This window comes from Streptomyces sp. NBC_00358, assembly GCF_036099295.1.
Taxonomy (GTDB): domain Bacteria; phylum Actinomycetota; class Actinomycetes; order Streptomycetales; family Streptomycetaceae; genus Streptomyces.
On sequence record NZ_CP107976.1, the window covers coordinates 4,269,862 to 4,295,893 of the forward strand.

General features: G+C 70.7%; 24 protein-coding genes and 1 pseudogene. 8 read left to right on the forward strand and 17 right to left on the reverse strand.

From position 1 onward, the window contains the following. The first annotated feature begins 48 nt into the window (after positions 1–48). From OHT01_RS17960 to OHT01_RS17970, 3 genes are all read left to right on the forward strand, one after another. Complete coding sequence (locus OHT01_RS17960; protein ID WP_328554156.1) at positions 49–927, forward strand: DUF4253 domain-containing protein; 879 nt, start codon at positions 49–51, stop codon at positions 925–927. 227 nt (positions 928–1,154) lie between these two features. Continuing rightward, positions 1,155–1,844, forward strand: a complete 690-nt coding sequence (locus OHT01_RS17965; RefSeq protein ID WP_328554157.1) for an RNA polymerase sigma factor — start codon at positions 1,155–1,157, stop codon at positions 1,842–1,844. After that, complete coding sequence (locus tag OHT01_RS17970) at positions 1,837–3,003, forward strand: CU044_5270 family protein (RefSeq protein ID WP_328554158.1); 1,167 nt, start codon at positions 1,837–1,839, stop codon at positions 3,001–3,003. Before OHT01_RS17965 ends, OHT01_RS17970 begins: the two co-directional genes overlap by 8 nt. On the opposite strand, the gene OHT01_RS17975 is transcribed toward OHT01_RS17970, so the two are convergent. Both OHT01_RS17975 and OHT01_RS17980 read right to left on the reverse strand, forming a co-directional pair. Beyond that, positions 2,939–4,147, reverse strand: coding sequence for an aminotransferase-like domain-containing protein (locus OHT01_RS17975; RefSeq protein WP_328554159.1), 1,209 nt, complete (start codon positions 4,145–4,147; stop codon positions 2,939–2,941). The genes OHT01_RS17970 and OHT01_RS17975 overlap by 65 nt on opposite strands. Positions 4,148–4,295: 148 nt before the next feature. Next, complete coding sequence (locus tag OHT01_RS17980) at positions 4,296–5,801, reverse strand: helix-turn-helix domain-containing protein (RefSeq protein ID WP_443043534.1); 1,506 nt, start codon at positions 5,799–5,801, stop codon at positions 4,296–4,298. 237 nt (positions 5,802–6,038) lie between these two features. On the opposite strand from OHT01_RS17980, the gene OHT01_RS17985 reads away from it, so the two are divergent. Then, positions 6,039–6,785, forward strand: coding sequence for a DUF4232 domain-containing protein (locus OHT01_RS17985; protein ID WP_328554161.1), 747 nt, complete (start codon positions 6,039–6,041; stop codon positions 6,783–6,785). A 182-nt stretch (positions 6,786–6,967) separates the two neighbouring features. Here OHT01_RS17985 and hemB read toward each other — a convergent pair whose 3' ends face one another. From hemB to OHT01_RS18010, 5 genes and pseudogenes are all read right to left on the reverse strand, one after another. After that, positions 6,968–7,960: a porphobilinogen synthase gene (hemB, locus tag OHT01_RS17990; protein WP_328554162.1), complete on the reverse strand. Its 993-nt coding sequence runs from the start codon at positions 7,958–7,960 to the stop codon at positions 6,968–6,970. 100 nt (positions 7,961–8,060) lie between these two features. Continuing rightward, the gene (locus OHT01_RS17995; RefSeq protein ID WP_328554163.1) at positions 8,061–8,810 is read right to left on the reverse strand and encodes a hypothetical protein; all 750 of its coding nucleotides are present in this window, start codon (positions 8,808–8,810) and stop codon (positions 8,061–8,063) included. A gap of 13 nt (positions 8,811–8,823) precedes the next feature. Further along, complete coding sequence (gene dprA / locus OHT01_RS18000) at positions 8,824–9,708, reverse strand: DNA-processing protein DprA (protein WP_328554164.1); 885 nt, start codon at positions 9,706–9,708, stop codon at positions 8,824–8,826. 134 nt (positions 9,709–9,842) lie between these two features. Beyond that, positions 9,843–10,904: a helix-turn-helix domain-containing protein gene (locus OHT01_RS18005; RefSeq protein WP_328554165.1), complete on the reverse strand. Its 1,062-nt coding sequence runs from the start codon at positions 10,902–10,904 to the stop codon at positions 9,843–9,845. A 288-nt stretch (positions 10,905–11,192) separates the two neighbouring features. Beyond that, a pseudogene (locus OHT01_RS18010) lies at positions 11,193–11,561 on the reverse strand (ATP-binding protein); the annotation flags it as partial. A 94-nt stretch (positions 11,562–11,655) separates the two neighbouring features. Between OHT01_RS18010 and OHT01_RS18015 the strand changes: the two are divergent. Continuing rightward, on the forward strand, positions 11,656–11,907 hold the full coding sequence (locus OHT01_RS18015; RefSeq protein ID WP_328554166.1) for a DUF397 domain-containing protein: 252 nt from the start codon (positions 11,656–11,658) through the stop codon (positions 11,905–11,907). A gap of 65 nt (positions 11,908–11,972) precedes the next feature. Here the strand turns inward: OHT01_RS18015 and OHT01_RS18020 are convergent, their stop codons facing one another. The 5 genes from OHT01_RS18020 to OHT01_RS18040 form a co-directional block, all read right to left on the reverse strand. Further along, the gene (locus OHT01_RS18020) at positions 11,973–13,676 is read right to left on the reverse strand and encodes a bifunctional uroporphyrinogen-III C-methyltransferase/uroporphyrinogen-III synthase (protein WP_328554167.1); all 1,704 of its coding nucleotides are present in this window, start codon (positions 13,674–13,676) and stop codon (positions 11,973–11,975) included. Beyond that, positions 13,673–14,632, reverse strand: coding sequence for a hydroxymethylbilane synthase (gene hemC, locus OHT01_RS18025; protein WP_328554168.1), 960 nt, complete (start codon positions 14,630–14,632; stop codon positions 13,673–13,675). Before hemC ends, OHT01_RS18020 begins: the two co-directional genes overlap by 4 nt. Then, the gene (locus OHT01_RS18030; RefSeq protein WP_328554169.1) at positions 14,629–16,338 is read right to left on the reverse strand and encodes a glutamyl-tRNA reductase; all 1,710 of its coding nucleotides are present in this window, start codon (positions 16,336–16,338) and stop codon (positions 14,629–14,631) included. Before OHT01_RS18030 ends, hemC begins: the two co-directional genes overlap by 4 nt. Next, complete coding sequence (locus tag OHT01_RS18035) at positions 16,335–17,093, reverse strand: redox-sensing transcriptional repressor Rex (RefSeq protein WP_328554170.1); 759 nt, start codon at positions 17,091–17,093, stop codon at positions 16,335–16,337. The genes OHT01_RS18030 and OHT01_RS18035 overlap by 4 nt, the downstream gene beginning before the upstream one ends. 342 nt (positions 17,094–17,435) lie before the next feature. Next, on the reverse strand, positions 17,436–17,735 hold the full coding sequence (locus OHT01_RS18040; RefSeq protein WP_328554171.1) for a glutaredoxin family protein: 300 nt from the start codon (positions 17,733–17,735) through the stop codon (positions 17,436–17,438). A gap of 186 nt (positions 17,736–17,921) precedes the next feature. Here OHT01_RS18040 and OHT01_RS18045 point away from each other — a divergent pair, with 186 nt between their 5' ends. The 3 genes from OHT01_RS18045 to OHT01_RS18055 all read left to right on the forward strand — a co-directional run bounded on the left by OHT01_RS18045 (position 17,922) and on the right by OHT01_RS18055 (position 21,862). Further along, positions 17,922–18,863 carry an HAD family hydrolase gene (locus OHT01_RS18045; RefSeq protein WP_328554172.1) on the forward strand — a complete coding sequence of 314 codons (942 nt, stop codon included), beginning with the start codon at positions 17,922–17,924 and terminating at the stop codon, positions 18,861–18,863. Between the two features lie 744 nt (positions 18,864–19,607). Beyond that, positions 19,608–20,378, forward strand: a complete 771-nt coding sequence (locus tag OHT01_RS18050; RefSeq protein WP_037627370.1) for an ECF subfamily RNA polymerase sigma factor, BldN family — start codon at positions 19,608–19,610, stop codon at positions 20,376–20,378. Between the two features lie 254 nt (positions 20,379–20,632). Then, a complete protein-coding gene (locus OHT01_RS18055) occupies positions 20,633–21,862 on the forward strand; it encodes a DUF5667 domain-containing protein (protein ID WP_328554173.1) in 1,230 nt (409 codons plus the stop codon). 104 nt (positions 21,863–21,966) lie between these two features. Here the strand turns inward: OHT01_RS18055 and OHT01_RS18060 are convergent, their stop codons facing one another. The 5 genes from OHT01_RS18060 to OHT01_RS18080 all read right to left on the reverse strand — a co-directional run bounded on the left by OHT01_RS18060 (position 21,967) and on the right by OHT01_RS18080 (position 25,976). Next, positions 21,967–23,019, reverse strand: coding sequence for a lysophospholipid acyltransferase family protein (locus tag OHT01_RS18060; RefSeq protein ID WP_328554174.1), 1,053 nt, complete (start codon positions 23,017–23,019; stop codon positions 21,967–21,969). A gap of 14 nt (positions 23,020–23,033) precedes the next feature. Beyond that, positions 23,034–24,095, reverse strand: a complete 1,062-nt coding sequence (locus OHT01_RS18065; protein ID WP_328554175.1) for an NAD-dependent epimerase/dehydratase family protein — start codon at positions 24,093–24,095, stop codon at positions 23,034–23,036. 485 nt (positions 24,096–24,580) lie between these two features. Then, positions 24,581–24,679, reverse strand: coding sequence for a 30S ribosomal protein bS22 (locus OHT01_RS18070; protein ID WP_003948845.1), 99 nt, complete (start codon positions 24,677–24,679; stop codon positions 24,581–24,583). A 142-nt stretch (positions 24,680–24,821) separates the two neighbouring features. After that, positions 24,822–25,031, reverse strand: coding sequence for a helix-turn-helix domain-containing protein (locus OHT01_RS18075; protein ID WP_093781815.1), 210 nt, complete (start codon positions 25,029–25,031; stop codon positions 24,822–24,824). 129 nt (positions 25,032–25,160) lie between these two features. Then, the gene (locus OHT01_RS18080) at positions 25,161–25,976 is read right to left on the reverse strand and encodes a phosphatase (RefSeq protein ID WP_328554176.1); all 816 of its coding nucleotides are present in this window, start codon (positions 25,974–25,976) and stop codon (positions 25,161–25,163) included. Positions 25,977–26,032: the final 56 nt, after the last annotated feature.

A 26,032-nucleotide genomic window follows, 5' to 3' on the forward strand; every position in this document is an offset into this window, starting at 1 on the left:
TGGGAAGCGGGCCGCCCGTTGTCAGTGGTGGCCCCTACAGTCACCGGCATGGCGACTCTTCCCAATCCGCTGCCGCGGCTGGCGGCAGACCCGACCGGGCGCACGCTCGGGCTTCAGCTCCCCGCGGGGAGACTCATCGACACGACCCATGACGGGACGTGGCACGAGCCCCTGCTGTGGCACGCCGAGGAGCGGCCCGCCCCGGGGGACCGGACCGCGTTGAGTCCCGCGCGGGCGTCGGGCCTGCTGCCCGTACTCCTGGACGTCGGTGGCGCGCAGCAGGGCCCCGAGGAATGGGAGTTGATGCCCGACGAGATGTCGTACGCCGGGGACCACGACGCCGACGAGGTGCTGGCCGACTTCTGGGAGCAGTACGCGGCGGACGAACTCGACGGCGACAAGGAGTACGCGAGCAGGGAGGTCGTGGAGAGTCTCTTCGGCAAGCCGGACCCCTACGACGCGACCGTCGCGCCGTACGGCCCCACGTGGCCGGGACTCGCCGCCGCCACACCGCTGGAGGCCGATCCGGAAGCCCGCGCGGCGGAGATCTCCGACGCCCTCGCGGACCGCGGCTCGTGGCTGAAGGAGCCGCGCCTGGCCCTCGTTCCGGCGCGCCGCAGCGCGGACATCCCTGCCGCGCTCGGCTGGACGGGCCCGCTGAACCACGAGAACGACGTGGCGCGCCTGTGCGCCGTCCTCCGCTCCTGGGAGGACCGCTTCGGGATACGCGTGGTGGCGCTGACCTTCGACCAGTTGGTGGTGTCCGTCGCGGCGCCGCCGACGACCATGGCGGAAGCCGAGGCCGTCGCCGCCGAGCACTTCGCCTTCTGCCCGGACAACATCACCCAGGGCCACCACCCGACCCTGCGCGCGTACGCCGAGCGGGAGGTGCTGAACGAACGGCTGTGGACCTTCTGGTGGGACTGACCTCTTCGTCCGGCCTCCCGGACTGAGCCCTTCGACCGGCCTCCCGGACTGAGCCCTTCGTCCGGCCGCCGGGACTGAGACCTTCGTCCGGGCGCCGGGACTGAGACCTTCGTCCGGGCGCCGGAAAACTCGTCGGCCCGAAGCGGGAACTCGAAAGCGGGCTTCGGCGGACAACGGGTGACCCTGCCCCCGTCTTCGAGGAGATCCATGCGACCGAGAGGCGACCGATGACCGTCTCACCGAGCGTCGGAGTCCACAGTCCCCCCACCGCCGCTGCCGCCGCCGGTTCGGACAGCGGTGTCGGAGCGGGCGAGGACGGTGACTCCGACGCCTCGGTGATCGAACGGTCCTGGGACGAACCCGACGTGTTCGCCGAGCTGTTCCACCGCTACGCCGACGACATCCACCGGTACGCGGCCAGGCGGCTCGGCACGGAGGCGGCCGACGATCTGATGGCCGAGACCTTCGTGATCGCCTTCCAGCGGCGGCGCCGTTACGACCTGTCGAGGCCGCACGCGCGCCCTTGGCTGTACGGCATCGTCACGCGTCTGATCGGCGGCCACCGGCGGGCCGAGTCGCGGCGTCTGCGGGCGATGACGCGAGTCGCCTCCGCGGCTCCCGCCGACGGGGGCGGCGGCGAGCCGCTGGCGGAGCGGGTGGCCGCACGGATCAGTGCCGAGAGCACCCGCGGCGCCCTTTGGGCGGCCCTGGCGAAACTGCCCGCGCGCCACCGTGACGTCCTGCTGGTCGTCGCCTGGGGAGACCTTGAGTACGCGGAGGCCGCCGAGGCCCTGGGCATACCCCTGGGCACGGTGCGCTCGCGGCTGCACCGGGCCCGGAAGAAGCTGCGCGAAGCCCTGGGCGGGTCGGATCCGACAGCCTTTCGAGAGGACCAGGAGGAACCCCGCCGTGGATGACCTCACCCTTGTACGCGACCTCGGGGGCGACCAGCCCTCGCCGACCGACCGGGCGCGCGCCGTCGCCTTCGCCCGGCTGCGGAACGCCATCGGCGAGGAGACCCGCGCCGGGGGCAAGGCACTCGACCTGCAGCCGCCCCTCACGCGGCGGCTGCTGTTCCGTGCGGCGATCGCGGCCACCGGCACCGCGGCGGTGGCCGGCACGACCGTCCTCGCCGTCCGCGCCGGGGGACCGCGGTTGACCACGCTCAACGCCGCCCAGGTACTGCGCAGGGCCGCGGACCGGTCGCGTGCGGATGACAACGGTATGCCGATCCCTCGCGACGACCAGTACATGTACTCGAAGGAGATCACCCATCGGACCTACGACCGGGGCGGGCGCAAGATGCGGCTCGTCGACGAGTGCTGGTTGTCGGTGGACGGCTCCAAGACCACCCGCTACATCTACAACGGCAGGATTCAGGACGACCCACCACTGGGCAAGCACGAGGTGCAGTCGATCCCCCTCCAGTACGCGAAGCTGAAGAAGTGGCCGACCGACCCGGACGAGCTTCTCAAGTGGTTCCGGGGCGGCGGGGCCCCTGCGAAGGATCCGCAGCTGGACATGGGGGCGTACTTTGAAGCGTGCATGTTCCTGCGGGGTCCCCGGGTCCTGCCTCCGGGATTGCGGGCCGCCGCGTTCGAGGCCCTCTCGAAGATGCCCGCCATCAGGATCGACCATGACCGGGTGAACGCGCTCGGCCGGCACGGCATAGGGATCTCCTACCCCAAGACGTCGATGGGTTTCCTCTTCGACTCGAAGACCTACGCCTACCTCGGGATATTCGAGCGGGGACACTCGGACAAGAACGGGGGGTTCTCACAGGTCAGAGGCGTCGTGGTGCAAGGAGTGGTGGACAGGATCGGCCAGCGGCCGACCGTCCGGGACACGGTCCGGACAACTCCATCCACCTCAACCTCCGCGTCTCCGTCTCCGTCTCCGTCTCCGTCACCGAGCGACGCGACCCCGTCCGCATCCACGTCCCCCGGCTCCGCGACCCCGTCTCCTGCCTCCCCGTCCCCGTCGCCCACCTCCGCGACCCCGACCCCGTCCGCTACTTCCCCAACCCCTTCCCCAGCCTCCGCAGCCCCTCGGCGATCTCCTCCGGCGTCTGGGTGACGAAGCACAGGCGCAGGGTCGACGTCTCCGGTGTGCCCGCGTAGAAGGGCGCGCCGGGCACGTAGGCCACGCCCTGGTCCACCACCGGGCGGAGCAGGGCCGTGGTGTCGTACCCCTCCGGCAGTCGCGCCCAGAGGAACATGCCGCCTTCCGGACGGGTCCAGGTCGACCCGTCCGGGAGGGCGCCGCCGATGCCCGCGAGCATGGCGTCCCGGCGTTCGCGGTAGACGGCCGCGACCTGGGCCACGTGGGAGTCCAGGTCGCGGTCGGCCAGATAGCGGGCGGCGGCGAGCTGGTTGACGGTCGGGGTGTGCAGATCGGCGGCCTGCTTGGCGACGGCGCACGCGCGCCGCAGTGCCGCGGGCGCCCGCAGCCAGCCCAGCCGCATGCCGGGTGCCATCACCTTGGAGAAGGAACCGAGCAGCACGGTCCGGTCCCCGGCGCCCTCGTGGGAGGCGATCCACGGGACCCGCTCACCCTCGAAGCGCAGCTCTCCGTACGGGTCGTCCTCGACGATCCACAGTCCGCGCGCGGCGGCGACGCGGGCGACGGCGGCCCGGCGCTCGGCCGGCAGGGTGCGCCCGGTCGGATTCTGGAACGTGGGAACGGTGTAGAGCAGCTTCGGGCGTTCCCGGGCCACCAGTTCGTCGAGCGCCTCGGGGTCGATTCCGTCGTCGTCGCCGGGCACGGCCAGCACCCGCGCTCCGGCGAAGGCGAACGCCTGAAGTGCCGCCAGATAGCAGGGACTTTCGACGAGGACGGTGTCGCCCGGTTCCAGCAGGGCCGTGGCGAGCAGCGACAGCGCCTGTTGCGAGCCGGTGGTGACGAGGATGTCGTCGGGCCCGGTCGGCAGTCCGCGCGCGCCGGTCCGCCCGGCGAGGGCCGCCCGCAGCGACGGTTCGCCCTCGGTCGTCGAGTACTGAAGGGCCCGTTCGGGTTCCTCGGCGAGGACGTCGCGGTACGCGGCCGCGATACCGGTCGCGTCGAACAGTTCCGGGGCGGGCAGCCCGCCCGCGAAGTTGATCACCTCGGGGCGGGCCGTGACCGCGAGGATGTCCCGTACCGGCGAACCCCCGATCGCGGCGGCCCTCGCGGCGAGCGGGGGCACGGGGGCGGTCGCGGCTGCGCGGTCGGTGACGGTCACGGTGACGGCTCCTTGTCCTTCTGTCCTTGCGGACGGCCCGTCCGGCCGGGGCCGGCTCGTGCCCGCACCCTAGGCCGACGCCTGTCGTCCACACCCGTCAATTCCGGTATACGGACGGGCAGTCCGGGCGGGAGTCGACCGTGCCCGATCACCCGGTGGCGGCCACCTCCCACTCGCTGCTGCCCAGGGGATGGTCGTACGCCGGTCTGCCCGTGTTCCCGCTCGTGCGGAACGCCTTACCGTGGTCGTCGACGCGTACCGTGCCGCTCTTCGTCCCGCTGGACCAGTCGAGTTCCAGGTACCAGCTCACGTCGTGCGCCCGCGCGTCAGCGACCACGTAGAAGACCTCGGGGTCGGACTCGCTTACCTTGTACGGGAAATCCCGTTGCCCGTTCTTGAGCGCGGTCACGGGCTGCCCCGCGTCGAGGTCCACGCTGAACGCCTTCGTCTGCACCCCGCTGCCGCAGCCCACGCCCATCGCGTAGTCGTTCCAGGCGAGCGGCACGCCCTTCTGCACCACCCGCACGTGCAGCGCCTCCAGGACGACGGTCGCCCTGCCCGTGCCCTGCACGGTCAGCGCGACCATCTGATCCCCGCTCGCGACCCCGCCGAGCGCGGTGACCCAGCCCCGCGCGTCCGACTCGTTCGGCGGCGGCGGGGGCACCTGCGCGGCGTCCCGGTTCACCAAGTAGTGCTGGCCGCACGGGCCGTCCCACTTGTACCCGTCGGCCACGACGGCCGGTGCGCCGGCGCCGTCCTCGGCCGTGCCCGCGCCTGAAGTGCCGTGCCCGGTCGGGGTGTTCTGGGGGACGGGTCCGCCGATCGACGAGACGGACACCTTGGGTCCGCCGCCCGGGGAGGCGGACGCCGAGGCCGACCCGTGGTGGGCACCGGCCGTCGCCTCGGCGCCCCGCGTGCCTGCGGAGTTCTGGATACCGAGGGCCACGGCCTCCCCCTTGGAGTCGTCCCCTCCGCCGGACCCGAAGTGCAGGGCCAGCGTGGTGGACACGATCGCGGTCACCACGACGGCGACGGCACCGGCGAGCAGCAGAGTCCGTCGGCTCCGCTTCACCGGCTCCCGCGCCGAGACGGATTCCGAAACCGGCACCGACTCGGACTCGGACTCGGACTGCGGCAGTCGCGCAGGCTCCGGCTCCAACTCAGGTACGGACACCGATTCCGGGTCCGGGGCCGAAGCGGGAGACGGGGTCGGGTCCGGATCCCCGGCCGGGACCGAATCCGAGGTCGAATCCGCGGCCGTTGCGGGGGCCGTTGCGGGTGCCGGGGCCGTTGCTGGTGCCGGGGCCGGAATCACGGCCCTCTGCAACTGCCCCTCCCCCGGCACGGAACCCGTCGGGCTCCCGGCCGCCGCCCCGTCACCCGGGGCGGCGTCCGCCCCCGTGGCCGTGTCCGGCCGGGGCCCCGCGACCGGGGTCTTCTGCCTCCGCAGCGCGTCCGCGAGGACCCAGCTCCGGTGCAGTTCGATCAGCTCCTCCGGAGTCGCCCGGCACACGCGCGCGAGACGCTCCACGGGGGCGTAATCCGTCGGTACGGCATCCCCGTTGACGTACCGGTGCAACGTGGACGTACTCACGTGCAGCCGTTTGGCGAGCACCCCGTAGCTGAGCCCGGACCGGGCCTTCAACTCCCGCATGAGCGCCGCGAACTCGTCCCCCACCACCGTTCCTCCATCCCCCGTGTCCCGGAACGCGTTCCAGGGCGACACTGTTTTCCCAGCTCAGACCCTGTGCGAACGTTCCGGCGTCCCGAACACCCCGGCGATGGTGGCGGCCGGGACGCAACACCGCACAAGCTTCGGTCATCCAAGCACGCCGCTCCCGCCGTCCGGTCGAGCGGCCGACCCACCAGCGACATCCCAGGGGGATCACTCATGTCCGCACGCACCGCCCGCACCACCCGGACCGCCCGCACCCGCTTCCTCGCCGCCACGACGCTCGCACTCGCCGCGCTCACCCTCACGGCGTGCAACGACGGCAACGGCGTACGCGGCGAGGGTCCGTCCGACACCTCCGTGTCCTCGGCGCGGCCGACCGCACCGGCGACCGACGCGGGCACGACGGCGAAGCCCGCGGGCAGCGGCACCACGGGCTCGACGGGCAGTTCGACGGGCGGCTCGAAGGGCACGTCCACCGCCGCCGCCTCCACGCAGGGCTCCGGCAAGAAGAACGGCACCGGCTCCAAGACCGGCTCCACCGGGCAGACCGGCACCAGGAACGTCGCCTGCGACGGTTCCACGACGAAGACCACCGCGACCGCGGTGTCCCGTCCGCTCAACCACCTGCTGCTCACCGTCACCAACACCGGTACGCGGAACTGCGACCTGACGGGCTATCCGATCGCCCGCTTCGGCGAGGCCCAGTCCGTCCCGCCGGTCGCGGAGCAGACCCACCCGCAGGCGGTCGTGACCCTCGCTCCCGGCGAGTCCGGCTACGCGGGCGTGCTGCTCTCGGCCGCCGACGGCAGCGGGGGCAACGGCTACACGGCCAAGACCCTGGAGATCGGCTTCGGCAAGGGCCGCGGCGCGACCCCGGCCCTGCCCGCGAAGGGCGTCTACGTGGACGACAAGCTCACGGTGACGTACTGGCAGCAGGACCTGGACGCGGCGCTCGCGTACTGAGCGCGACGCGTACGCGGACCTCGCCGCGGACGGGGGCGCGTGGCCGTCGACCGCTTCCTGCGCTGACCGGCCCGGTCGGCGCACCCCCGGCAGCCGGTCCGAGTCACCACCCCGGCCGGCTGCCGGGACCGGCACGGGCGCCGGGACCGGGACCGGTGCCGACGGTTCCTCCGGGCCGGGCGCTAGCGGAGGTTGCGGGCGACCTCGGTCGCCCAGTACGTGAGGATGTTCTGGGCGCCGGCCCGCTTGATGCCGGTCAGGGTCTCCAGGATCGCCTTGTCCCGGTCGATCCAGCCCTTCTCGGCGGCGGCCTCGATCATCGAGTACTCACCGGAGATCTGGTAGGCGGCGACCGGCACGTCCACCGCGTCGGCGACCCGGGCGAGGATGTCGAGGTAGGGGCCCGCGGGCTTCACCATCACCATGTCGGCGCCCTCCTCCAGGTCCAGCGCCAGCTCCCGCAGGGACTCCCGGGCGTTCGCCGGGTCCTGCTGGTACGTCTTGCGGTCGCCCTTCAGCGAGGAGCCGACGGCCTCCCGGAAGGGGCCGTAGAAGGCGGAGGAGTACTTGGCCGTGTACGCCAGGACGGCCACGTCCTCGCGGCCGATCTGGTCGAGGGCGTCACGGATGACACCGATCTGCCCGTCCATCATCCCGCTGGGGCCCACGACATGGGCGCCCGCGTCGGCCTGCACCTGGGCCATCTCGGCGTACCGCTCCAGGGTCGCGTCGTTGTCGACCCGCCCCTGGTCGTCGAGCACACCGCAGTGCCCGTGGTCGGTGGTCTCGTCGAGGCACAGGTCGGACATGACGAGCAGTTCGTCGCCGACCTCGGCGCGGACGTCGCGCAGGGCGACCTGCAGAATCCCGTCCGGGTCGGTGCCGGGCGTCCCGACGGCGTCCTTCTTCGCCTCCTCGGGAACCCCGAACAGCATGATCCCGGAGACCCCGGCCTCCAGCGCCTCCACGGCCGCCTTCTTCAGGCTGTCCCGCGTGTGCTGCACGACCCCGGGCATCGAGGAGATCGGCACCGGCTCGCTCACACCCTCGCGGACGAACGCCGGGAGGATGAAGTCGGCCGGGTGCAGCCGGGTCTCGGCGACCATCCGGCGCATGGCGGGCGTCGTACGCAGCCGCCGCGGACGCGTACCGGGAAAGGATCCGTACTTCGTCATACCGTCTACGCTACGCCCGTCACGGGGGCACCTTTACCGACTCGGCGTCGGAGCCCGAGGGGCCTCCGGGGCGGGAAGGCGGTCGGGCGTTCGGGGCACGTCAGTCATGGCTCCAAGGCCGTGGCGTGCAGACATCCCAGGCGAATCGCCGAAGCCGCGCCTGCTCGATGTGGGCGGCCGTGTCTCCGTAGCTCTTGTTGAGATGACGCCCCAGGACCACGACGGCGACGCTCCCGGCGCCGGCTGCTCTGAGCGCGGCGGCAGCGGACTGTGCATGGTTTCCGGTGACCCAGGTGTCGTCGATCAGCAGCACGTTCTCACCCCACAGCGCTGACGAAGCGTAACGCGCGAGCGATACCTCGCGGCCGAGAGCAGCGGCCTTCGGTGCCGGTACGAGAAGGTCGCGGTAGCGCTCGCGCGTGACACCGACCATGTCTGCGGCCATGTCGCGCAGGGGATGATCCGCTCGGTCGCTCGTGCTGGGCACTGTCGTGACGGTGTCGAAGCCAGGGACCCGGCATTGATGGGCGATACAGCGTTCGTGCCGGGAGAGGAAGCGCCACAGAACAGCCGCGAGTCCCGTACGGAAGTACCGCTGTTGGGCGCCCGGAGCGTTTTTGTAGCGCCAGAGTTCGTTGGCGTACTGCTCCCCCTTCAAGGCCAAGCTGATCGGGACCACGGTGTCGGCGACGCCCACCCCGAGCACCGTGCCCGCCTGGTTGCACCGCCAGCAGGTCGGATATCCGACTCCGGCCGGGCCCCGGCAGATCTGGCACACACCTGGGCCGGGCGGCAGCGGATGAATGAGGAAGTTGGCATAACGGTCCGACAGTCCGACGACGGTCGCCATCCAGGCAGCGCCCCTATGTCCAGGTCAGCTCGCCCGTGACCGGGACGAGGGAGTCCAGTCGACGGAATACGTCCTCGGGACCGTCGATGACGGTGGTATTGGGTCGTGCCGCGTACTCCCTCGCCCATTCGTGGGTCAGGAGGGAACGCATGAGGAAGACCCGACGACCGTGTTCCAGCGCGAGGCGGGCCTGCATTCGGGCGCCACTGCGGTAGGCCGCCTCGATGACGACGGTGGCCAGGCTGTAGCCGCTCATCACCGCGTTCCGCATCGGGAAGGACGTCTTGGACGGGGGTGTGTCCGGCCAGAACTGGGAGATCAGCAGTCCACGCTCGGCGATCTCCTGCTGAAGCCGTGCGTTCTGCGCGGGGTAGGCGTGACGCAGGCCGGTGCCGATGACGGCGACGGTACGCCCGTCCACCGCGAGAGCGGACCCGTGGGCGGCGGTGTCGATTCCGGCGGCAAGACCACTCACCACGGTGACGCCACGCTCGGCAAGGCCACCCGCGATCGCACGAGCGTGGGCGACACCCTCGGGGCTGGGGGTACGGGTTCCGACCACAGCGACCCGCAGGTCCGCTTCGGCAGAATTACCGCGCAGGAACAGGAACGGCGGACGCTGGTGTACCAGTCTGAGATAGAGGGGGTAGTCCTCGTCGAGGATCGTGACCAGCCGCATGCCCTCGCGCTCCCAGGCAGCGATCTCGGCTGCGACCTCGTCCAGATTCGCCGACGGACCAGTGTCGAAGAGTGCGCCCTGCCCCGAGGCGTCCAGCGCGTTCTCCAGCACTTCGAGGGCGCTGCCGACAGTCTCGATCTGATCCGTGAGGTCAGGCCAAGAGCGATCGCCGCGCCGCAGCAGGGCGACGAGGGCGGCGCGCTCCAGCTCCTGGTCCATGCGGCAAGTATAGGAAGGCCGTACGAGCCGGGCGGCTGAACATGAGTTGCCGCTTCGGAAGAGGGCGTTCCCTTGGCGGCCGGTCGCAACCCGGTGTCCTGTCTTCATCACGGAGCCATTTCCTCTCAGGGAGCTCAGACGAGGGCCGGCACGGTCACGGGAGCCACGGGAGCTTCGCCGGGCCGGGCGGCACGGCAGTCACGGCACCACGCTCCTCGGAACGGTGCCCTGAAGGGCCTCTCGCAGCCGCCTTCGCAGTCCGGCATGGCGGATGAACGGGGCGGCTGCTGATTCAGGAGCGGCCCGCCCCCACCGGCCTCCGGAGGGGACGGCAGCGCCGGTGGAAGCAGGTCCAGCAGGCGCTTGCGGAGGAAACCGGCCGGGTGCCGCACATGGAGGGGAAGGCCGTCGGTCAGGGCGTGGATCACCGACGCTCTGCCGAGACCGTTCTCGAACCAGGCGACGACCAGGGGAGCCAGCCGCCGCACCTCCCGCCCGGACAGCGTCAGCCGGATGTCGGTCCGACGCAGCCCGGCGAGCAGCGCTTCGGCCGCGGCGCGGAGCGGCACCGACTCGGCGGGGGCGGCGGTCGTCTCGGGGGGCTCGGCCTCGGTGGTCCGCTCCGCCTCGGCGACAGATCCGCCGACGTGTGCGACCTCGGCTGCAACGACCGGCTCGGACACGGCCTCGAAGGGCGAACCGCCGGAAGGGGTGAGGTCCAGAACGGCGAGGCCCGGGGCCGACGCAGCCGTGATCCTCGGGGATGCCTGCGGCGCCGAGGCTGCCGGGGCGACGGCCGTTTCCGGCTCTCCCTCCCGCCGGGCGCGGGTGAGCGAGGGGGCGTGGTAGGCGTACGTACGCGTGACCACCTGCCCGGAGGGGAGCCGTTCCCGGACCCGCTCGACATAGCCGCGCGCCTCCAACTCCCGCAGCGCGCAGCCGATTCGGGCGCGCCCCTCGGGGAAGCGCTCGGCGAGGCTGCGGATGTCGACCCTCGCGCCCTCGGGCAGCGACAGGATGTGCACGGCGATCCCGATCGCGGTCGCGGAGAGGCCTCGGTGCTGGGCGAGATGGTTGCCGACGATCGTGTACCGGTCGGGCTGGTACTCACGTACGTGCGTGACACCGGAGCGGGTGTCGTTGCGCCGTACTCCCTGACTCGGGAGCAGGGCATCGATAAGCTTGGTGACAGCCATGGGGAAGAGGTCTACTTCCTCGTTGGTCAGGCCCTCGCACTGGGATTGCCGTCCCGGCGGGGGCCGAAGCATGTGTGGGGACGTGGAGTTGTGGACGTTGCCTGCGGTGAGCGTGCACGTCCGGACCGGCCGCGCGCCACCCGCACCGGCCCGATTCACCCGCCCGTGTGACATGAGCCGGGTTTGGTTGGTTGGTCGGTTTTTCCCCCGGGTTCTTAGGTCTTTTACCGTCCGCCGCCCCGAAGCACCCGCCACCGAAGTACCCCTCACCGGGCTCCGGTTCGGGCGTCACCGGCCAGGCCCGAGATCGAGTTCCGCCCACACTGCCTTGCACGGCACCGGCCCCTGCCGCACACCCCAGCGGTCCGCGAACTCCCCGACGAGCAGCAGCCCGTAGCCGGACTCGGCCGGACCTCCGGCGGTGGCCCTCACCCGAGTGGGCCACCGTTCGCCCCTGGCGTCGGCGACCTCCACGCGCAGCGTCCGGGGAGCGAGGACGGACAGCGTGAGACGGAAACTCCGGCCGGGGACGCGGCCGTGCAGGACTGCGTTCGCGGCGAGTTCGGCGACGACGAGCCGGGCCGGGTCCAACGGCAGCCCCCAGGCGTGCAGTTGCTCGGCGGCGAGCAGTCGAGCAAGGCGGGCGCCCCGCCGGGAGGTTCAGATCCTGGACATTCGCTATGGAATCATCCGGGCACAGGCTCTCGCCCCTCGGGATTCAGTGGCCTTCATCGAAACGGTGCTGGGAGACATGACCCGCAAACCTGCACAGGAAAACGGACCGGCTCTGGAGTGGATAAAGAGCAGCTACAGCACTCCTGACGGCCCCGACTGCGTCGAAGTGGCCTGGAGGAAGAGCAGCTACAGCACGGCTGATGGTCCCGACTGCGTCGAGGTGGCCGCGGCCCACGTCCGCATCCTCATCCGTGACTCGAAGAACCCCGCCGGCCCCCGCCTCGCCCTCACCCCGACCGCCTGGGCGGCCTTCCTGCCGTCCGTCTGACCGGGCGTACGACGAAGAACGCCCCGCCGTCTCCCGTAGGAGGCGGCGGGGCGTGCTCACCTGTTTCAGGTGGTCCGGCGCCTGCGCGATCCCGGACGCCGCTCGCTCGGCCGGGTGACCGGGTCCCCGGCGTCCAGCGCGGCGGCGCGGCGGCGCAGACCGAAGTCCGCCAGGGCCTCCGCCAGCTTGTGCACGGAAGGTTCCGGAGCCATCACGTCGACCCGCAGCCCGTGCTCCTCGGCCGTCTTGGCCGTCGCGGGGCCGATACAGGCGATCACCGTCACGTTGTGCGGCTTGCCCGCGATGCCGACCAGGTTGCGGACCGTGGACGACGAGGTGAAGAGCACCGCGTCGAAGCCGCCGCCCTTGATCGCCTCGCGGGTGTCCGCCGGCGGCGGCGACGCGCGCACGGTGCGGTACGCCGTGACGTCGTCGACCTCCCAGCCCAGCTCGATGAGCCCGGCGACGAGGGTCTCCGTGGCGATGTCGGCCCGGGGCAGGAAGACACGGTCGATCGGGTCGAAGACCGGGTCGTACGGAGGCCAGTCGTCCAGGAGGCCCGCGGCCGACTGCTCGCCGCTCGGCACCAGGTCCGGCTTCACGCCGAAGGCGATGAGCGCCTTCGCGGTCGACTCGCCGACCGCCGCGACCTTGATGCCCGCGAAGGCACGGGCGTCGAGCCCGTACTCCTCGAACTTCTCCCGCACGGCCTTGACCGCGTTCACCGAGGTGAAGGCGATCCACTCGTAGCGGCCCGTCACCAGACCCTTGACCGCGCGCTCCATCTGCTGGGGCGTGCGCGGAGGCTCGACGGCGATCGTCGGCACCTCGTACGGCACGGCCCCGTACGACCGAAGCTGGTCGGAGAGCGACGCCGCCTGCTCCTTCGTACGCGGCACGAGCACCTTCCAGCCGAACAGCGGCTTGGACTCGAACCACGACAACTGGTCGCGCTGGGCGGCGGAGGAACGCTCACCGACCACGGCTATCACCGGGCGGCCACCGTCCGGGGACGGCAGCACCTTCGCCTGCTTCAGCGTCTGCGCGATCGTGCCGAGCGTGGCCGACCAGGTGCGCTGGCGGGTCGTCGTACCGGCGATCGTCACCGACATCGGGGTGTCGGGCTTGCGGCCGGAGGCCACCAGCTCGCCCGCGGCCGCGGCCACGGAGTCGAGCGTCGCCGACACCACGACGGTGCCGTCGGAGGCGCCGACCTCGGTCCAGCAGCGGTTCGAGGCGGTCCGCGCGTCGACGAACCGTACGTCCGCACCCTGCGCGTCCCGCAGCGGCACACCCGCATAGGCGGGCACACCGACGGCGGCCGCGATACCGGGCACCACCTCGAACGGAACGCCCGCGGCGGCGCAGGCCAGCATCTCCTCGGCCGCGTACGTGTCGAGCCCGGGGTCACCGGACACGGCACGCACGACCCGCTTGCCGCCCCGCGCGGCCGTCATGACAAGATTGGCAGCGTCCCTCGACGCGGGGTCACCAACGGTTGTTGACGTGCTGTCAACAACCGTCAGCTGAGGCGTGCCTGTGCTCTGGTACGGAACCGGCGAAGTGCCCGGATCCGTGTTCAGGACGGCGACGCCTTGTCTGGCGTGAACGCGCACCACGTCGAGCACCTCGTGCTCGGCGACGAGGACGTCCGCGTTCGCCAGCGCCTCCACGGCGCGCAGTGTCAGCAGCCCTGGATCTCCGGGTCCGGCACCCAGGAAGGTGACGTGCCCGTGGACCGGACCGGCGGGAAAGTTGGTGGGGCTCACAGTGCTCGCTCCCCCATCAGACCGGCCGCGCCCTTGGCAAGCATCTCGGCGGCGAGTTCACGGCCGAGCGTCATCGCTTGGTCATGTGTCTCGGGCACGGGACCGGTGGTGGACAGCTGCACCAGCGTCGAGCCGTCGGTCGTACCGACGACGCCGCGCAGGCGCATCTCCTTGACAACCTGCCCGTCGGCCAGAAGGTCGGCGAACGCACCCACAGGTGCGCTGCAACCGGCCTCCAGGGCGGCAAGCAGGGATCGCTCGGCGGTCACGGCGGCCCGGGTGAACGGGTCGTCGAGCTCTCCGAGCGCGGCGACGAGGTCCGCGTTGGACGCGGCACACTCGATCGCCAGTGCCCCCTGGCCGGGGGCGGGCAAAACGGTGTCGACCGACAGGAAGTCGGTGACCTCGTCGATCCGGCCGATCCGGTTGAGTCCGGCGGCGGCGAGCACGACGGCGTCGAGCTCCCCGGCGTGGACGTACCCGATGCGGGTGTCGACGTTCCCCCGGATGGCGACCGTCTCGATCGTCATGCCGTGGTTGCGCGCGTACGCGTTCAGCTGGGCCATACGGCGCGGCGAGCCGGTGCCGACGCGGGCGCCGTCCGGCAGCTCCTCGAAGGTCAGCCCGTCGCGGGCGACGAGTACGTCGCGCGCGTCCTCGCGTACCGGCACGGCGGCCAGCGCGAGGCCCTCCGGCTGCGCGGTCGGCAGATCCTTGAGGGAGTGCACGGCGAAGTCGACCTCCCCGCGCAACAATGCCTCCCGCAGCGCGGTCACGAAGACGCCCGTGCCGCCGATCTGCGCGAGGTTCTCGCGGGAAACGTCGCCGTACGTCGTGATCTCAACGAGCTCGACGGGCCGTCCGGTCACCTTGCTCACGGCATCCGCCACCTGCCCGGACTGGGCCATGGCGAGTTTGCTGCGCCTGGTCCCGAGCCTCAAAGCCTGCTCACTCATGCTCGCCCTCGGTTCTTGGCGTTCTCGGTGTTGTTCTCGGCCCGCGAGACGGCGGCGACCGTCTCCGGGTCCAGGTCGAACAGGGTCCGCAGCGCGTCCGCGTACCCGGCACCGCCGGGCTCGGCGGCGAGTTGCTTGACCCGTACGGTCGGCGCGTGCAGCAGCTTGTCGACGACGCGCCGCACGGTCTGGGTGATCTCGCCGCGCTGCTTGTCGTCGAGGTCCGGCATCCGTCCGTCCAGCCGGGCGATCTCGTTCGCGACGACGTCGGCGGCCATGGCGCGCAGCGCCACGACGGTGGGGGTGATGTGCGCGGCCCGCTGGGCGGCGCCGAACGCGGCCACCTCGTCGGAGACGATCCGGCGCACCTGGTCCACGTCGGCGGCCATCGGCGCGTCCGCGGAGGCCCCGGCCAGCGTCTCCAGGTCGACGAGCCGCACACCGAGCAGCCGGTGCACGGCCGCGTCGATGTCACGGGGCATCGCCAGGTCGAGCAGCGCGAGCACCGGCGCGGGGCGGGGTGCCTCGACGACGGGTTCGGGCCGGCGGCGCTCGGGGATGCGGCCGACCGTGGCGACGGTGGCGGCCAGCGCGGTGATCAGGTCGGCGTCGGCCTCGGCGTCCTCGTCGGGCGTACGACGGCTGTCGCGGCGCTCGACGGTTCCGGTGCCCTTGTCCACCCAGGCGGCGTGCTGCTCCAGGGTGGCGGCGTCCATGCCGGCGACGGCGGCCTCGCCCATGACGGAGAAGCCGGTGGCGCCCTGCACGGCGGACAGGTCCAGCGGGCAGGCGTCCTCGGCGCCGGCGGGCGCGAGGTGACCGGCCGGTCCGGCCGAGGTCTCGCGCAGGGCCGCGGGTGTTCCCGTACGGCCTTCGACGGAGGCCGCGACGGTCTCGGCCGTCAGGACGATCCCGGTCGCTCCGGTGCAGGAGACGGCGATGTCGGCACGTGTCAGCTCGACCGGCACCGATGCCATCGGTACCGCGCGGGCCAGCACGTCCGTGTCGTCGCCGCCGTTGAGGATCTCGGCGAGGCGCTCGGCGCGGTCGGGGGTGCGGTTGGCGATCACGATCTCGCCGACGCCGACACGCGCGAGCGTCGCGGCGGCCAGCGAGGACATCGAGCCCGCGCCGATGACGAGGGCCTTCTTGCCCTTGGCCCAGGCCTCGACGGCCCGCCCGGCGGACAGTTGCTCCAGGCCGAAGGTGACCAGGGACTGTCCGGCGCGGTCGATACCGGTCTCGGAGTGGGCGCGCTTGCCGACCCGCAGTGCCTGCTGGAAGAGATCGTTGAGGAGGCGGCCCGCGGTGTGCAGTTCCTGCGCGGTGGCGAGCGCGTCCTTGATCTGGCCGAGGATCTGGCCCTCGCCGACGACCATCGAGTCCAGGCCGCAGGCCACCGAGAAGAGGTGGTGGACGGCCCGGTCCTCGTAGTGCACGTACAGATGGGGAGTGAGCTCTTCCAGGCCGACCCCGCTGTGCTGGGCGAGGAGCGTGGACAGCTCGGCGACGCCCGCGTGGAACTTGTCCACGTCGGCGTACAGCTCGATGCGGTTGCAGGTGGCGAGCACCGCGCCCTCGGTGGCCGGCTCGGCGGCGAGGGTGTCCTGGAGCAGCTTGACCTGGGCGTCCGGGGACAGCGCGGCGCGCTCCAGGATGCTGACCGGGGCGCTGCGGTGGCTCAGTCCGACGACGAGGAGACTCATGCCGGCATCACGGCGGGAACATCCCCGTCGGGCCCTTTGCCATTGTTCTCCCGCTCGGCCGGGGCGGCGGCACCGGCCTGCGCCTCGGCCTCCTCGCCGGCCTTGCGCTGCTCGTGGAAGGCGAGGATCTGGAGCTCGATGGAGAGATCGACCTTGCGCACGTCGACGCCGTCCGGGACGGTCAGGACGGTCGGCGCGAAGTTCAGGATGGAGGTGACCCCGGCGGCCACCAGGCGGTCGCAGACCTGCTGGGCGGCTCCGGCCGGGGTGGCGATGACACCGATCGAGACACCGTTCTCGTCGATGATCTTTTCCAGCTCGTCCGTGTGCTGGACGGGGATGCCGGCGACGGGCTTCCCGGCCATCGCGGGATCGGCGTCGATGAGCGCCGCCACCCGGAATCCGCGGGAGGCGAACCCTCCGTAATTGGCCAGTGCCGCACCGAGGTTGCCGATACCGACGATCACGACCGGCCAGTCCTGGGTCAGGCCCAGTTCGCGGGAGATCTGGTACACGAGATACTCGACGTCGTAGCCCACACCACGGGTCCCGTAGGAGCCGAGGTAGGAGAAGTCCTTGCGCAGCTTCGCGGAGTTGACCCCCGCCGCAGCCGCGAGTTCCTCGGATGAGACCGTGGGTACCGAGCGCTCCGACAGTGCGGTGAGGGCTCGGAGGTACAGCGGAAGCCGGGCGACGGTGGCCTCGGGAATTCCTCGGCTGCGGGTCGCCGGTCGGTGAGTTCGGCCAGTTGCCACGGTGCTCCTGCGGGTAGAGCGGGGCTGCAGGCGGTCACACGTTCCCAGACCGCCCCGTCGAATGCAGGCTATGTCTTTGTGAACGCGTGCACAAAGACGGTGTCCGATTTGCCCGGCCAACGTGACCGGGGTCACGCATGCCCGGCGCGCCCGTATGGAACCGGCGCGCGGACCGCTTAGTTCCGCACTTGAAGGGGGCAAAACCGCACACTCTCCTCAACGAATCCCGCCCCCGAGACCAATCGCCGTCGATCCTAGGCGACTTTCCCGGCCACCCGGGCTGCTCCGTCAGGTCACAAGTCGGGACACATCACGGGTGCGGTGGGCGTCCCGACGCACAACTCACCGTGCGAGGGCTTTGCGAAGGCGTTCCTCGTCCACGCGCCAGAACGTGTGCTGCGCGCCGTCCACCAGCACGACCGGGATCTGCTCCCAGTACTCACGGTGCAGTTCCTCGTCCTCGGTGATGTCCTTCCCCTCCCAGGGGACCCCGAGATCGGCACACACCTTCTCGATCACTACCTGTGCGTCATCACACAGATGGCACCCGGGCTTCCTGATCAGTGTGACCAGACGCTCCTCGGGCGCCCTGCTCTCCGTACGGCGGTCGCTGCGCCGGAACATGGGACTCATATGCGCCATTCTCCCGCCCCGGACGCCCGGGTGGGCACCGCTCCTCGCTTTACGCGACGACGGGCCCTCGCGCGGTGCCGACGCGCCGCGGCGCGGGCGAATCGGCCGGTCCTTTAACGGCGTGGTCGCGGAGAGTTCACAGCGCCGAATCCTCTCGACTCCGGAAGCACCGAACAGACTGGCTATGCTCACGACATGGCCGCTCTCGGATGGCTCACTCCCCGTAGGCGCTCCGCCACCGCGCGGAGCGTGTTGGCAGGCGAGGCCTCGGCAGAGGCAGCGCGCAAGTCCTCGCAGGAACTGCAGGAACTGGAAGAACTGGCGCCTCCGGACGCCGTGGAGGAACCCGACTTCCCGGTGCTCGGCGACGACAGGGCCGCCGCGTTCTTCGATCTCGACAACACCGTGATGCAAGGTGCTGCCCTCTTCCACTTCGGACGCGGGCTGTACAAGCGGAAGTTCTTCGAGACCCGCGACCTCGCACGGTTCGCCTGGCAGCAGGCGTGGTTCAGGCTCGCCGGTGTCGAGGACCCGGAACACATGCAGGAGGCGCGCGACTCCGCGCTGTCGATCGTGAAGGGCCACCGGGTCTCCGAGCTGATGTCGATCGGCGAGGAGATCTACGACGAGTACATGGCCGAACGGATCTGGCCCGGCACCCGCGCGCTCGCCCAGGCGCACCTGGACGCCGGCCAGAAGGTGTGGCTCGTCACGGCGGCGCCGGTGGAGATCGCCACGGTGATCGCCCGGCGGCTCGGCCTCACGGGCGCCCTGGGCACGGTCGCGGAATCGGTGGACGGGATCTACACCGGCAAGCTGGTCGGCGAACCCCTGCACGGTCCGGCGAAGGCGGAGGCTGTACGGGCGCTGGCGGCCGCGGAGAGCCTGGACCTGTCCCGCTGCGCCGCGTACAGCGACTCGCACAACGACATCCCGATGCTCTCGCTGGTCGGGCACCCGTACGCGATCAACCCGGACTCGAAACTGCGCAAGCACGCGCGGGACTTCGACTGGCGGCTGCGGGACTACCGCACGGCGCGCAAGGCCGCGAAGGTCGGGATTCCCGCCGCGGCCGGCGTGGGCGCGGTGGCCGGCGGCACGGCCGCCGCGATCGCGCTGCACCGGCGTCGCCGGTAGTTCACCTCCGGCCTTCGCGGGTCCGGGCTCCGGCCTTCGCCGGTCCGGGCTCCGGCCTTCGCCGGTCCGGACGGTGGGCTTCGCCGGTCCGGGCTCCGGCCTTCGTCGGTCCGGACGGTGGGCTTCGCCGGTCCGGACGGTGGGTGGGGCGGGGCCGTGCCGGTACATCCGCCCGCATCCGAACGGATCCCACCGGCGTTGCGACGTGGGCGTCGGTGATGATCCGTCCGGCCTGCGGGCATTTGATGTACCGGCACGGCCCCTTCCGTGCGTACCCGGCCGCGGGCGCATCGTGGCGGCCCACCATTTCCCCCGGCCGGGGAAATTCAGCCGCTCCGGCGTTCGAGGAGCGGGGTCCGGGGCGGAGCCCCGGGTACGGGTCGGGTAGGGGCGGAGGGGGCGAAAACCTGTCCGGACCTGGGACGGGAGCGCGGCTCCGCGAGGCAATCACATGGTCCTACCCACGCCGTGGGCGACTCAGTCACGCCCTCCGCAGGCGGGCACAACACGCTCTGCACTCAGACGGAACATGAACCGATCTGATCAACAAGCGGTCACCGTGCGGCACTTGAACAGGCATCGATTCGTCTCAGAAGCGACGTAATCGATGATTTTAGCAACTGGGTGTAGCGCTGCCTGTACGAAGCGTTATTCTCCTCAGACGCAAACCGGTACCCCTCCGTCGTCACGACGGGTGAAAGGTCCCGCACTGCACGTGATGGAAGCTCTGCCTCTGGGAGTCCCGTGTACTCACACGTCGGGGTTGACGCCTCGGGCCTGGCTACGCTGCGCGCAACGGTCCTGGACCGTCTGCGCGGCTTCGTCCCCACCGCGTACGCCGTCCCCGCCTTCGCCCTCCCCGCGCCCGTCGGACCTTGCTATGCCCTGGCCGACGGCAACGCGGCGGTCGGCAGGCGGGGCCGCTCAGGCTCGGCCACCACCGCACGCCGTCCGGCCGCGGACAGTGACAGCGCCCGGATGATGGATCTCGTGGAGCGCGCCCAGGCCGGCGAGGCCGACGCCTTCGGACGGCTCTACGACCAGTACAGCGACACCGTGTACCGCTACATCTACTACCGGGTTGGAGGTAAGGCGACCGCCGAGGACCTCACCAGCGAGACCTTCCTGCGGGCGCTGCGACGGATCGGCACCTTCACCTGGCAGGGGCGCGACTTCGGCGCCTGGCTCGTGACCATCGCCCGGAACCTGGTCGCCGATCATTTCAAGTCCAGCCGCTTCCGGCTGGAAGTGACCACCGGCGAGATGCTCGACGCCAATGAGGTCGAGCGCTCCCCCGAGGACTCCGTCCTGGAGTCCCTCTCGAACGCCGCTCTGCTGGACGCCGTGCGACGGCTCAACCCTCAGCAGCAGGAGTGCGTGACACTCCGCTTCCTCCAGGGGCTCTCGGTCGCCGAGACCGCCCGGGTGATGGGCAAGAACGAGGGGGCGATCAAGACCCTCCAATACCGGGCCGTACGCACCCTGGCCCGGCTCCTGCCCGACGACGTCCGCTGAATCCGCTTCCACCCGCAATGATCCGGCACAGTCAGCGACGCCCAACTCACCTTCTGTAAAAGTCTGTTGACTTCGCGGTCCGATCATCCGTCGTCCGTAACCCAAGTGCCGTGACGCTCGTTGTGCGGGATACAGGCTCCCTGTGGTCACGCCTTGGCCATCACCGATCACCCGATCGCGTGGATACGGCCAGGGGGTGCAACCCTCAGGACCCCCTGGGGAGTCGACCGTCATGACGAGAGGAGGTGCCGCCAGTGATCGCGAACGTATCGGCCCACCGGCGGGCGGACGCCTTCGCCCAGGCCCTGGAGGAGTTCGACCAGGGCACGGCGGCCGAGCAGCCCGATGGGTCGGCACCGTCCCGGGCTGCTGCGGAACAGACCGGGCAAGGGCTGCTGTTGGCCCTCGCCACCGGTCTCGGCGAGCTGCCCAAACCGGAGCTGGACCCCGAGGTCAAGATCGTGCAGCGAGCCCAGCTCGTCGCCGCGATGGAGGCCATGCTGCTGGAAGGCACCGCCGCCGGAGGCGAGGGTCCGGACCGTGCTCTGCCCGAGCAGCGGTCCCGGGCCAAGGGCACGCACCGGGCGACCGGACTGGGGAAGCTGCGGCCCCGGTCCCGGCTGTCCAAGGGGCTCGCAGCGGGCGGGCTCACCGTCGGCGTGGCCGCCGGCGCCTTCGGCGGTGTCGCCGCCGCGAGCACCGACGCCCTGCCCGGCGACTCGCTCTACGGGCTCAAGCGCGGCATGGAGGACATCAAGCTCGATCTCGCGCACGGCGACAGTGACCGGGGCGAGCTCTATCTCGACCAGGCCTCGACCCGCATGAGCGAGGCCCGCCGACTGATGGAGCGGGGCCGCTCGGGACACCTCGACCACGAGTCCCTGGGCGAGGTCCGCCGCGCCCTGTCCGGTATGCAGCACGACGCCTCCGAGGGCCACCGGCTGCTGCACGAGGCGTACGAACGGGACGGCTCACTGGGCCCCATCCAGGCCCTGTCCGCCTTCGCCCAGTCGCACCGCGAGGCCTGGGGCACACTGCGCGACCGGCTGCCCGTGCAGCTCGGTGACGTCAGTGACCAGGTCTCGTCCGTGTTCGAGGCCATAGACCAAGAGGTCGATCCGCTGCGCTCACTGCTGCCGAGGACGCCGGCCCCCGAGGGCACCGGCCGTCACCGGGGCCGGAGCGAGGAGTCCACCGGTTCCCCGGGCACGGACTCACCGGAGCCCAGCGCCACCAGCGGCTCCGCGAGCGGGAGCCACAGCGGCGCGAGCAGCGGCAAGCCGAAGCCCTCCAGCTCGGGCAGCAGCGGCGAAGGCCTGCTCGGTGGCAACACCGGCGGTCTCCTCGACCCGCCGAAGGACGACACCAGTTCCTCGCCGTCCAGCAGCGGGAGCAGCGCCACGAGCAAACCCGACGTCACACTGCCGCCCCTGCTGCCCGGCCTCCTGCCGGGCCTCGGGATCGACACCGAGAACAGCGACTGACCAGGCCACCGCGGTACGTCGATGGGGGCGCCCTCCTCGGGAAGGGCGCCCCCATCGACGTACGGGCATATCAGGACATGATCAGCAGAACCGTAACTGCATGATCAGAAGAAAACGGACCTGCGCTGGACCAGCAGCTTGTACAGGGTGTGCTGGATCTGCTCCCTGACCTGGTCGGTCAGGTTGAACATCAGCATCGGGTCCTCGGCCGCCTCCGGCGGATAGCCGTCCGTGCGGATCGGCTCGCCGAACTGGATCGTCCACTTGGTGGGCAGCGGGATCGCGCCGAGCGGGCCCAGCCACGGGAACGTCGGGGTGATCGGGAAGTACGGGAACCCGAGCAGCCGCGCGAGGGTCTTCGCGTTGCCGATCATCGGGTAGATCTCCTCCGCGCCGACGATCGAGCACGGAATGATCGGGGTGCCCGCGCGCAGCGCCGTCGAGACGAAACCGCCCCGGCCGAACCGCTGGAGCTTGTAGCGCTCGCTGAAGGGCTTTCCGATGCCCTTGAACCCCTCCGGCATCACGCCGACCAGTTCACCGCGCTCCAGCAGCCGCTCGGCGTCCTCCGCACAGGCCAGGGTGTGACCGGCCTTGCGTGCCAGCTCGTTGACGACCGGCAGCATGAAGACCAGGTCGGCGGCGAGCAGGCGCAGGTGCCTGTTCTCGGGGTGGTTGTCGTGGACGGCGACCTGCATCATCAGGCCGTCCAGCGGAAGGGTGCCCGAGTGGTTGGCGACGATCAGGGCGCCCCCCTCGGAGGGGATGTTCTCGATGCCCTTCACCTCGACGCGGAAGTACTTCTCGTACAGCGGCCGGATCAGCGACATCAGGACCTGGTCGGTCAGCTCCTGGTCGTACCCGAACTCGTCGATCTCGTAGTCGCCCGTGAGCCGGCGGCGCAGGAAGGCCAGGCCGCCCGCGATGCGCTGCTCCAGGCCCGTACCGCCCTGCTGGGGCCCTCGGGACGGCTGTTCCTCATGTGTCACAGGAACATCATCCTGCGGGACGGTCCGTCCCGGCAGGGGCTGGACCTCGCGTACCACCACGGGCTCGCCCTTGCGCCGGCTCCCCGCGGACCGGCGCCGCGGCGGGCGCTGCACAGCAGCTCCGCGCGAGCGGTCGTCGTCGAACGGAATGACCTTGGCGTCCGCCATCGTTGATGCGCTCCTCAGTTGGCGCTCTGCGTCGGGGGATTGCCGCCGCCCGCAAGAGACAGTGCGGCGATCCGGTCCACGACCCCCGCGACGGCCTCCGGGGGCAGGAGTCCGGGCCCCCTGCTGTGGGCGAAGTCCGCGAAGGTCTCCGCCGTCGTGTACTTCGGCTGGTAGCCCAGGGTTTCGCGCATCTGGACCGTCGCGACCACCCTGCCGTGGGTGAGCAGCCGGAGCTGCTCCGGCGAGAAGTCCGTCACCCCCAGGGTACGCACGGCCGTACCGGCCCAGCTCAGGGCCGGCAGCAGCAGCGGGACCGTGGGCCGGCCGAGCCGCCGCGCGCACTGCGAGAGCAACAGGACGCCGTCCCCGGCGATGTTGAACGTGCCGCTGTTGAGCGTGCCCCGCTGCGGCTCGTGCGAGGCGAGCCGCAGCACCTCGATGACGTCGCCCTCGTGGACGAACTGGAGCCGCGGGTCGTAGCCGAACACCGTCGGCAGCACCGGCAGCGAGAAGTACGAGGCGAGCGGCGAGTCCGCGCTCGGGCCGAGGATGTTGGCGAAACGCAGCACGCACACGGCGACGTCGGGCCTGCGGCGCGCGAAGCCGCGCACATAGCCCTCGACCTCGACCGTGTCCTTCGCGAAGCCGCCGCTGGGCAGCGACTTGGGCGAGGTGGTCTCGGTGAACACGGCCGGGTCGCGGGGCGCCGAGCCGTAGACGTTCGTACTGGACTTCACGACCAGCCGCTTGACCGTCGGGGACTTCTGGCAGGCGCCCAGTAGCTGCATGGTGCCGATGACGTTGGTCTCCTTGACCGTGGTCCGGCTGCCGGAGCCCAGCGCCGTGCCCGTCACGTCCATGTGCACGACCGTGTCGACGGAGTACTCGGCGAGCACCCGCGCGATGGTGGGCTGCCGGATGTCGGCCTGTACGAAGTCGGCGCCACCGATGTGATGCTCGGGAGGCACCGCGTCCACGGCGATCACCCGGTCCACCTGCGGGTCACGCTGGATCCGTCGTACGAACCGGCCCCCAAGCTGTCGGGCCACCCCGGTCACGAGCACGACCTTCCCCAAGATCAGCGCCTTCCTTCCAGAACTGGACGTAACTCCGCTCGTACCTGCCGCGTTCCCCGTGTGCGGCCAACTTAGCGGGTCGATGTTGCGCTGTGATGACCGCCCGATGCACGAAGTGACGACAGCCGTGGGCGTACGACCAGACCAAGCCATTCGGCCTACAGCCGGACACGACGCTCGTGGCCGAACATGTTCGACTTCCGAGCGGTTTTTCGGTGTTGTTCTCCTCGGGTACCACCGGGACCGAGTGTGAACCGAGTGTGTCACCACCGCGTCGGCGCCTCGGCCGGCACTCCCGCCGCCGCCCCTGGTGACCCCTCCGCCGACCCGCCGGACCGTTGCCGACCCGTCGGCCCCGGGCCGTCCGCCCGGCCCCTCGGAGGCCCTCCGGGCGACCTTTCCCCGGGTGGCCCATTCGTGGCCGGATATGCCTGTGGCCCCCCACCTGCTGGTGAGAGGCCACAGTACGCGTTTCCGCGCGTCGCTTACTTCTTGTTACGACGCTGAACGCGAGTGCGCTTGAGCAGCTTGCGGTGCTTCTTCTTCGCCATCCGCTTGCGCCGCTTCTTGATAACAGAGCCCACGACTACCCTCGCTCACTTCTCTTTACTCGGTGCTGGGCTGCATGGGCCCACACGACCTATGAGGGGCCAGCCTACCCGTCCGAGAGCCAGGGTCGTAATCGAGGTGTTTCCGGGAGATCGCGAACGGTCTCCCGGAACGCCGTCAGGCGGTCTCCACCCCCACATAGCTCTCACGGAGGTACTCGTGAACCGCTTGCTCCGGTACCCGGAAGGACCTCCCCACCCGGATCGCCGGCAGATGACCGCTGTGCACCAAGCGGTACACGGTCATCTTCGACACTCGCATCACCGAGGCGACTTCCGCCACGGTAAGGAACTGAACCTCGTTCAGAGGCCTCTCGCCTGCAGCCATGACACACCTGAACCTTCCGCACTCGACGGTCACCGGCTTCCCCTTCCGGTGACTCTTCGTCGTTGCGTGCTCACTCCCCAATGTAGGGGCGGGTGATGCGAGTGGGGAAGAGGGGATGCCATCGGCCGCCTACTGTGACAGACACGCTCGATTGAGTACATAGCGAGTAAGCGGTCGGTAGTAATCAGACCGCACAGCGTCATCAAGCGGAACGACGACGGACACCCGCCCCTCTGCCTCCCCGACGAACAGCGCGGGATCGTCCGTATCGGCGAGACCGATGGCCTCGAACCCCAGCTGACCTGCTCCGCAGACCCATCCGTGGTCTCCGATGACCAGCTCCGGGAGGGGCCCTCCGGACTCGGCCGCGGCCGCCAGAACGGTCCGAACCGGGAGCGGCGAATGGGTGTGTGCGCCGGTCGCACGACCGGCGGGCCCGGTCTCGGGTTCGCGCACCAGCGCGACACCTTGTACGTAGTCGAGGTTGTACGTGCGTAGACCGAACCGGGTCGTTATGTCGATAGAGCTACCCTGCGCGGGGGTGAGGACGGTACATCCCGCCGCCGACAGAGCGTCCGCGAGCGCGGCGTAGAAGGTGATCAGCCGGTGCGGATGACCCGTACCGAGAAGCACAGGGTGACGATGACGGGCGGCCGCGCCGAGCCGTTCCGCGAAGGCGTCGAGAGCGGCCAGCGTCAGCTCCGGGTCGATCACATCATGCCCCGAGGTGTGCGAGGGATCGGCCGAGACCCCGCACTTGTCCGCCATCAACTCGATCAAGTCCCGCTGCCGCCACGTCCATTCGGGATCGAGTCCGAGCAGCAGACGGGGGTCGCGAGCGGCGAAGAGCCGATAGCTGCGCAGACTGTCCTCGCGCGCGGTGGCCACGGGCCCGGCCAGCCGTGCGGCCAGCAGATGTGCACGCAAAGCTCCGGTGCTCAACACGTCAGCGATGCTGACGCATCCGCCGAGACCTTATGCCCAAAATGCCGAATATGCCC

Bases quoted from the DNA above. Each gene is read 5' to 3' on its own strand.
- OHT01_RS17980 (WP_443043534.1), bottom strand. From the start codon at position 5,801: ATGCGGGAGTTGAAGGCCCGGTCCGGGCTCAGCTACGGGGTGCTCGCC.
- dprA (WP_328554164.1), bottom strand. From the start codon at position 9,708: ATGGACCAGGAGCTGGAGCGCGCCGCCCTCGTCGCCCTGCTGCGGCGC.
- OHT01_RS17960 (WP_328554156.1), top strand. From the start codon at position 49: ATGGCGACTCTTCCCAATCCGCTGCCGCGGCTGGCGGCAGACCCGACC.
- OHT01_RS18005 (WP_328554165.1), bottom strand. From the start codon at position 10,904: ATGGCTGTCACCAAGCTTATCGATGCCCTGCTCCCGAGTCAGGGAGTA.
- OHT01_RS18040 (WP_328554171.1), bottom strand. From the start codon at position 17,735: ATGGCGCATATGAGTCCCATGTTCCGGCGCAGCGACCGCCGTACGGAG.
- hemB (WP_328554162.1), bottom strand. From the start codon at position 7,960: ATGACGAAGTACGGATCCTTTCCCGGTACGCGTCCGCGGCGGCTGCGT.
- OHT01_RS17985 (WP_328554161.1), top strand. From the start codon at position 6,039: ATGTCCGCACGCACCGCCCGCACCACCCGGACCGCCCGCACCCGCTTC.
- OHT01_RS17965 (WP_328554157.1), top strand. From the start codon at position 1,155: ATGACCGTCTCACCGAGCGTCGGAGTCCACAGTCCCCCCACCGCCGCT.
- OHT01_RS18075 (WP_093781815.1), bottom strand. From the start codon at position 25,031: ATGGCTGCAGGCGAGAGGCCTCTGAACGAGGTTCAGTTCCTTACCGTG.
- OHT01_RS18030 (WP_328554169.1), bottom strand. From the start codon at position 16,338: ATGAGTCTCCTCGTCGTCGGACTGAGCCACCGCAGCGCCCCGGTCAGC.
- OHT01_RS17995 (WP_328554163.1), bottom strand. From the start codon at position 8,810: ATGGCGACCGTCGTCGGACTGTCGGACCGTTATGCCAACTTCCTCATT.
- OHT01_RS18015 (WP_328554166.1), top strand. From the start codon at position 11,656: ATGACCCGCAAACCTGCACAGGAAAACGGACCGGCTCTGGAGTGGATA.
- hemC (WP_328554168.1), bottom strand. From the start codon at position 14,632: ATGAGTGAGCAGGCTTTGAGGCTCGGGACCAGGCGCAGCAAACTCGCC.
- OHT01_RS18060 (WP_328554174.1), bottom strand. From the start codon at position 23,019: ATGGCGGACGCCAAGGTCATTCCGTTCGACGACGACCGCTCGCGCGGA.
- OHT01_RS18045 (WP_328554172.1), top strand. From the start codon at position 17,922: ATGGCCGCTCTCGGATGGCTCACTCCCCGTAGGCGCTCCGCCACCGCG.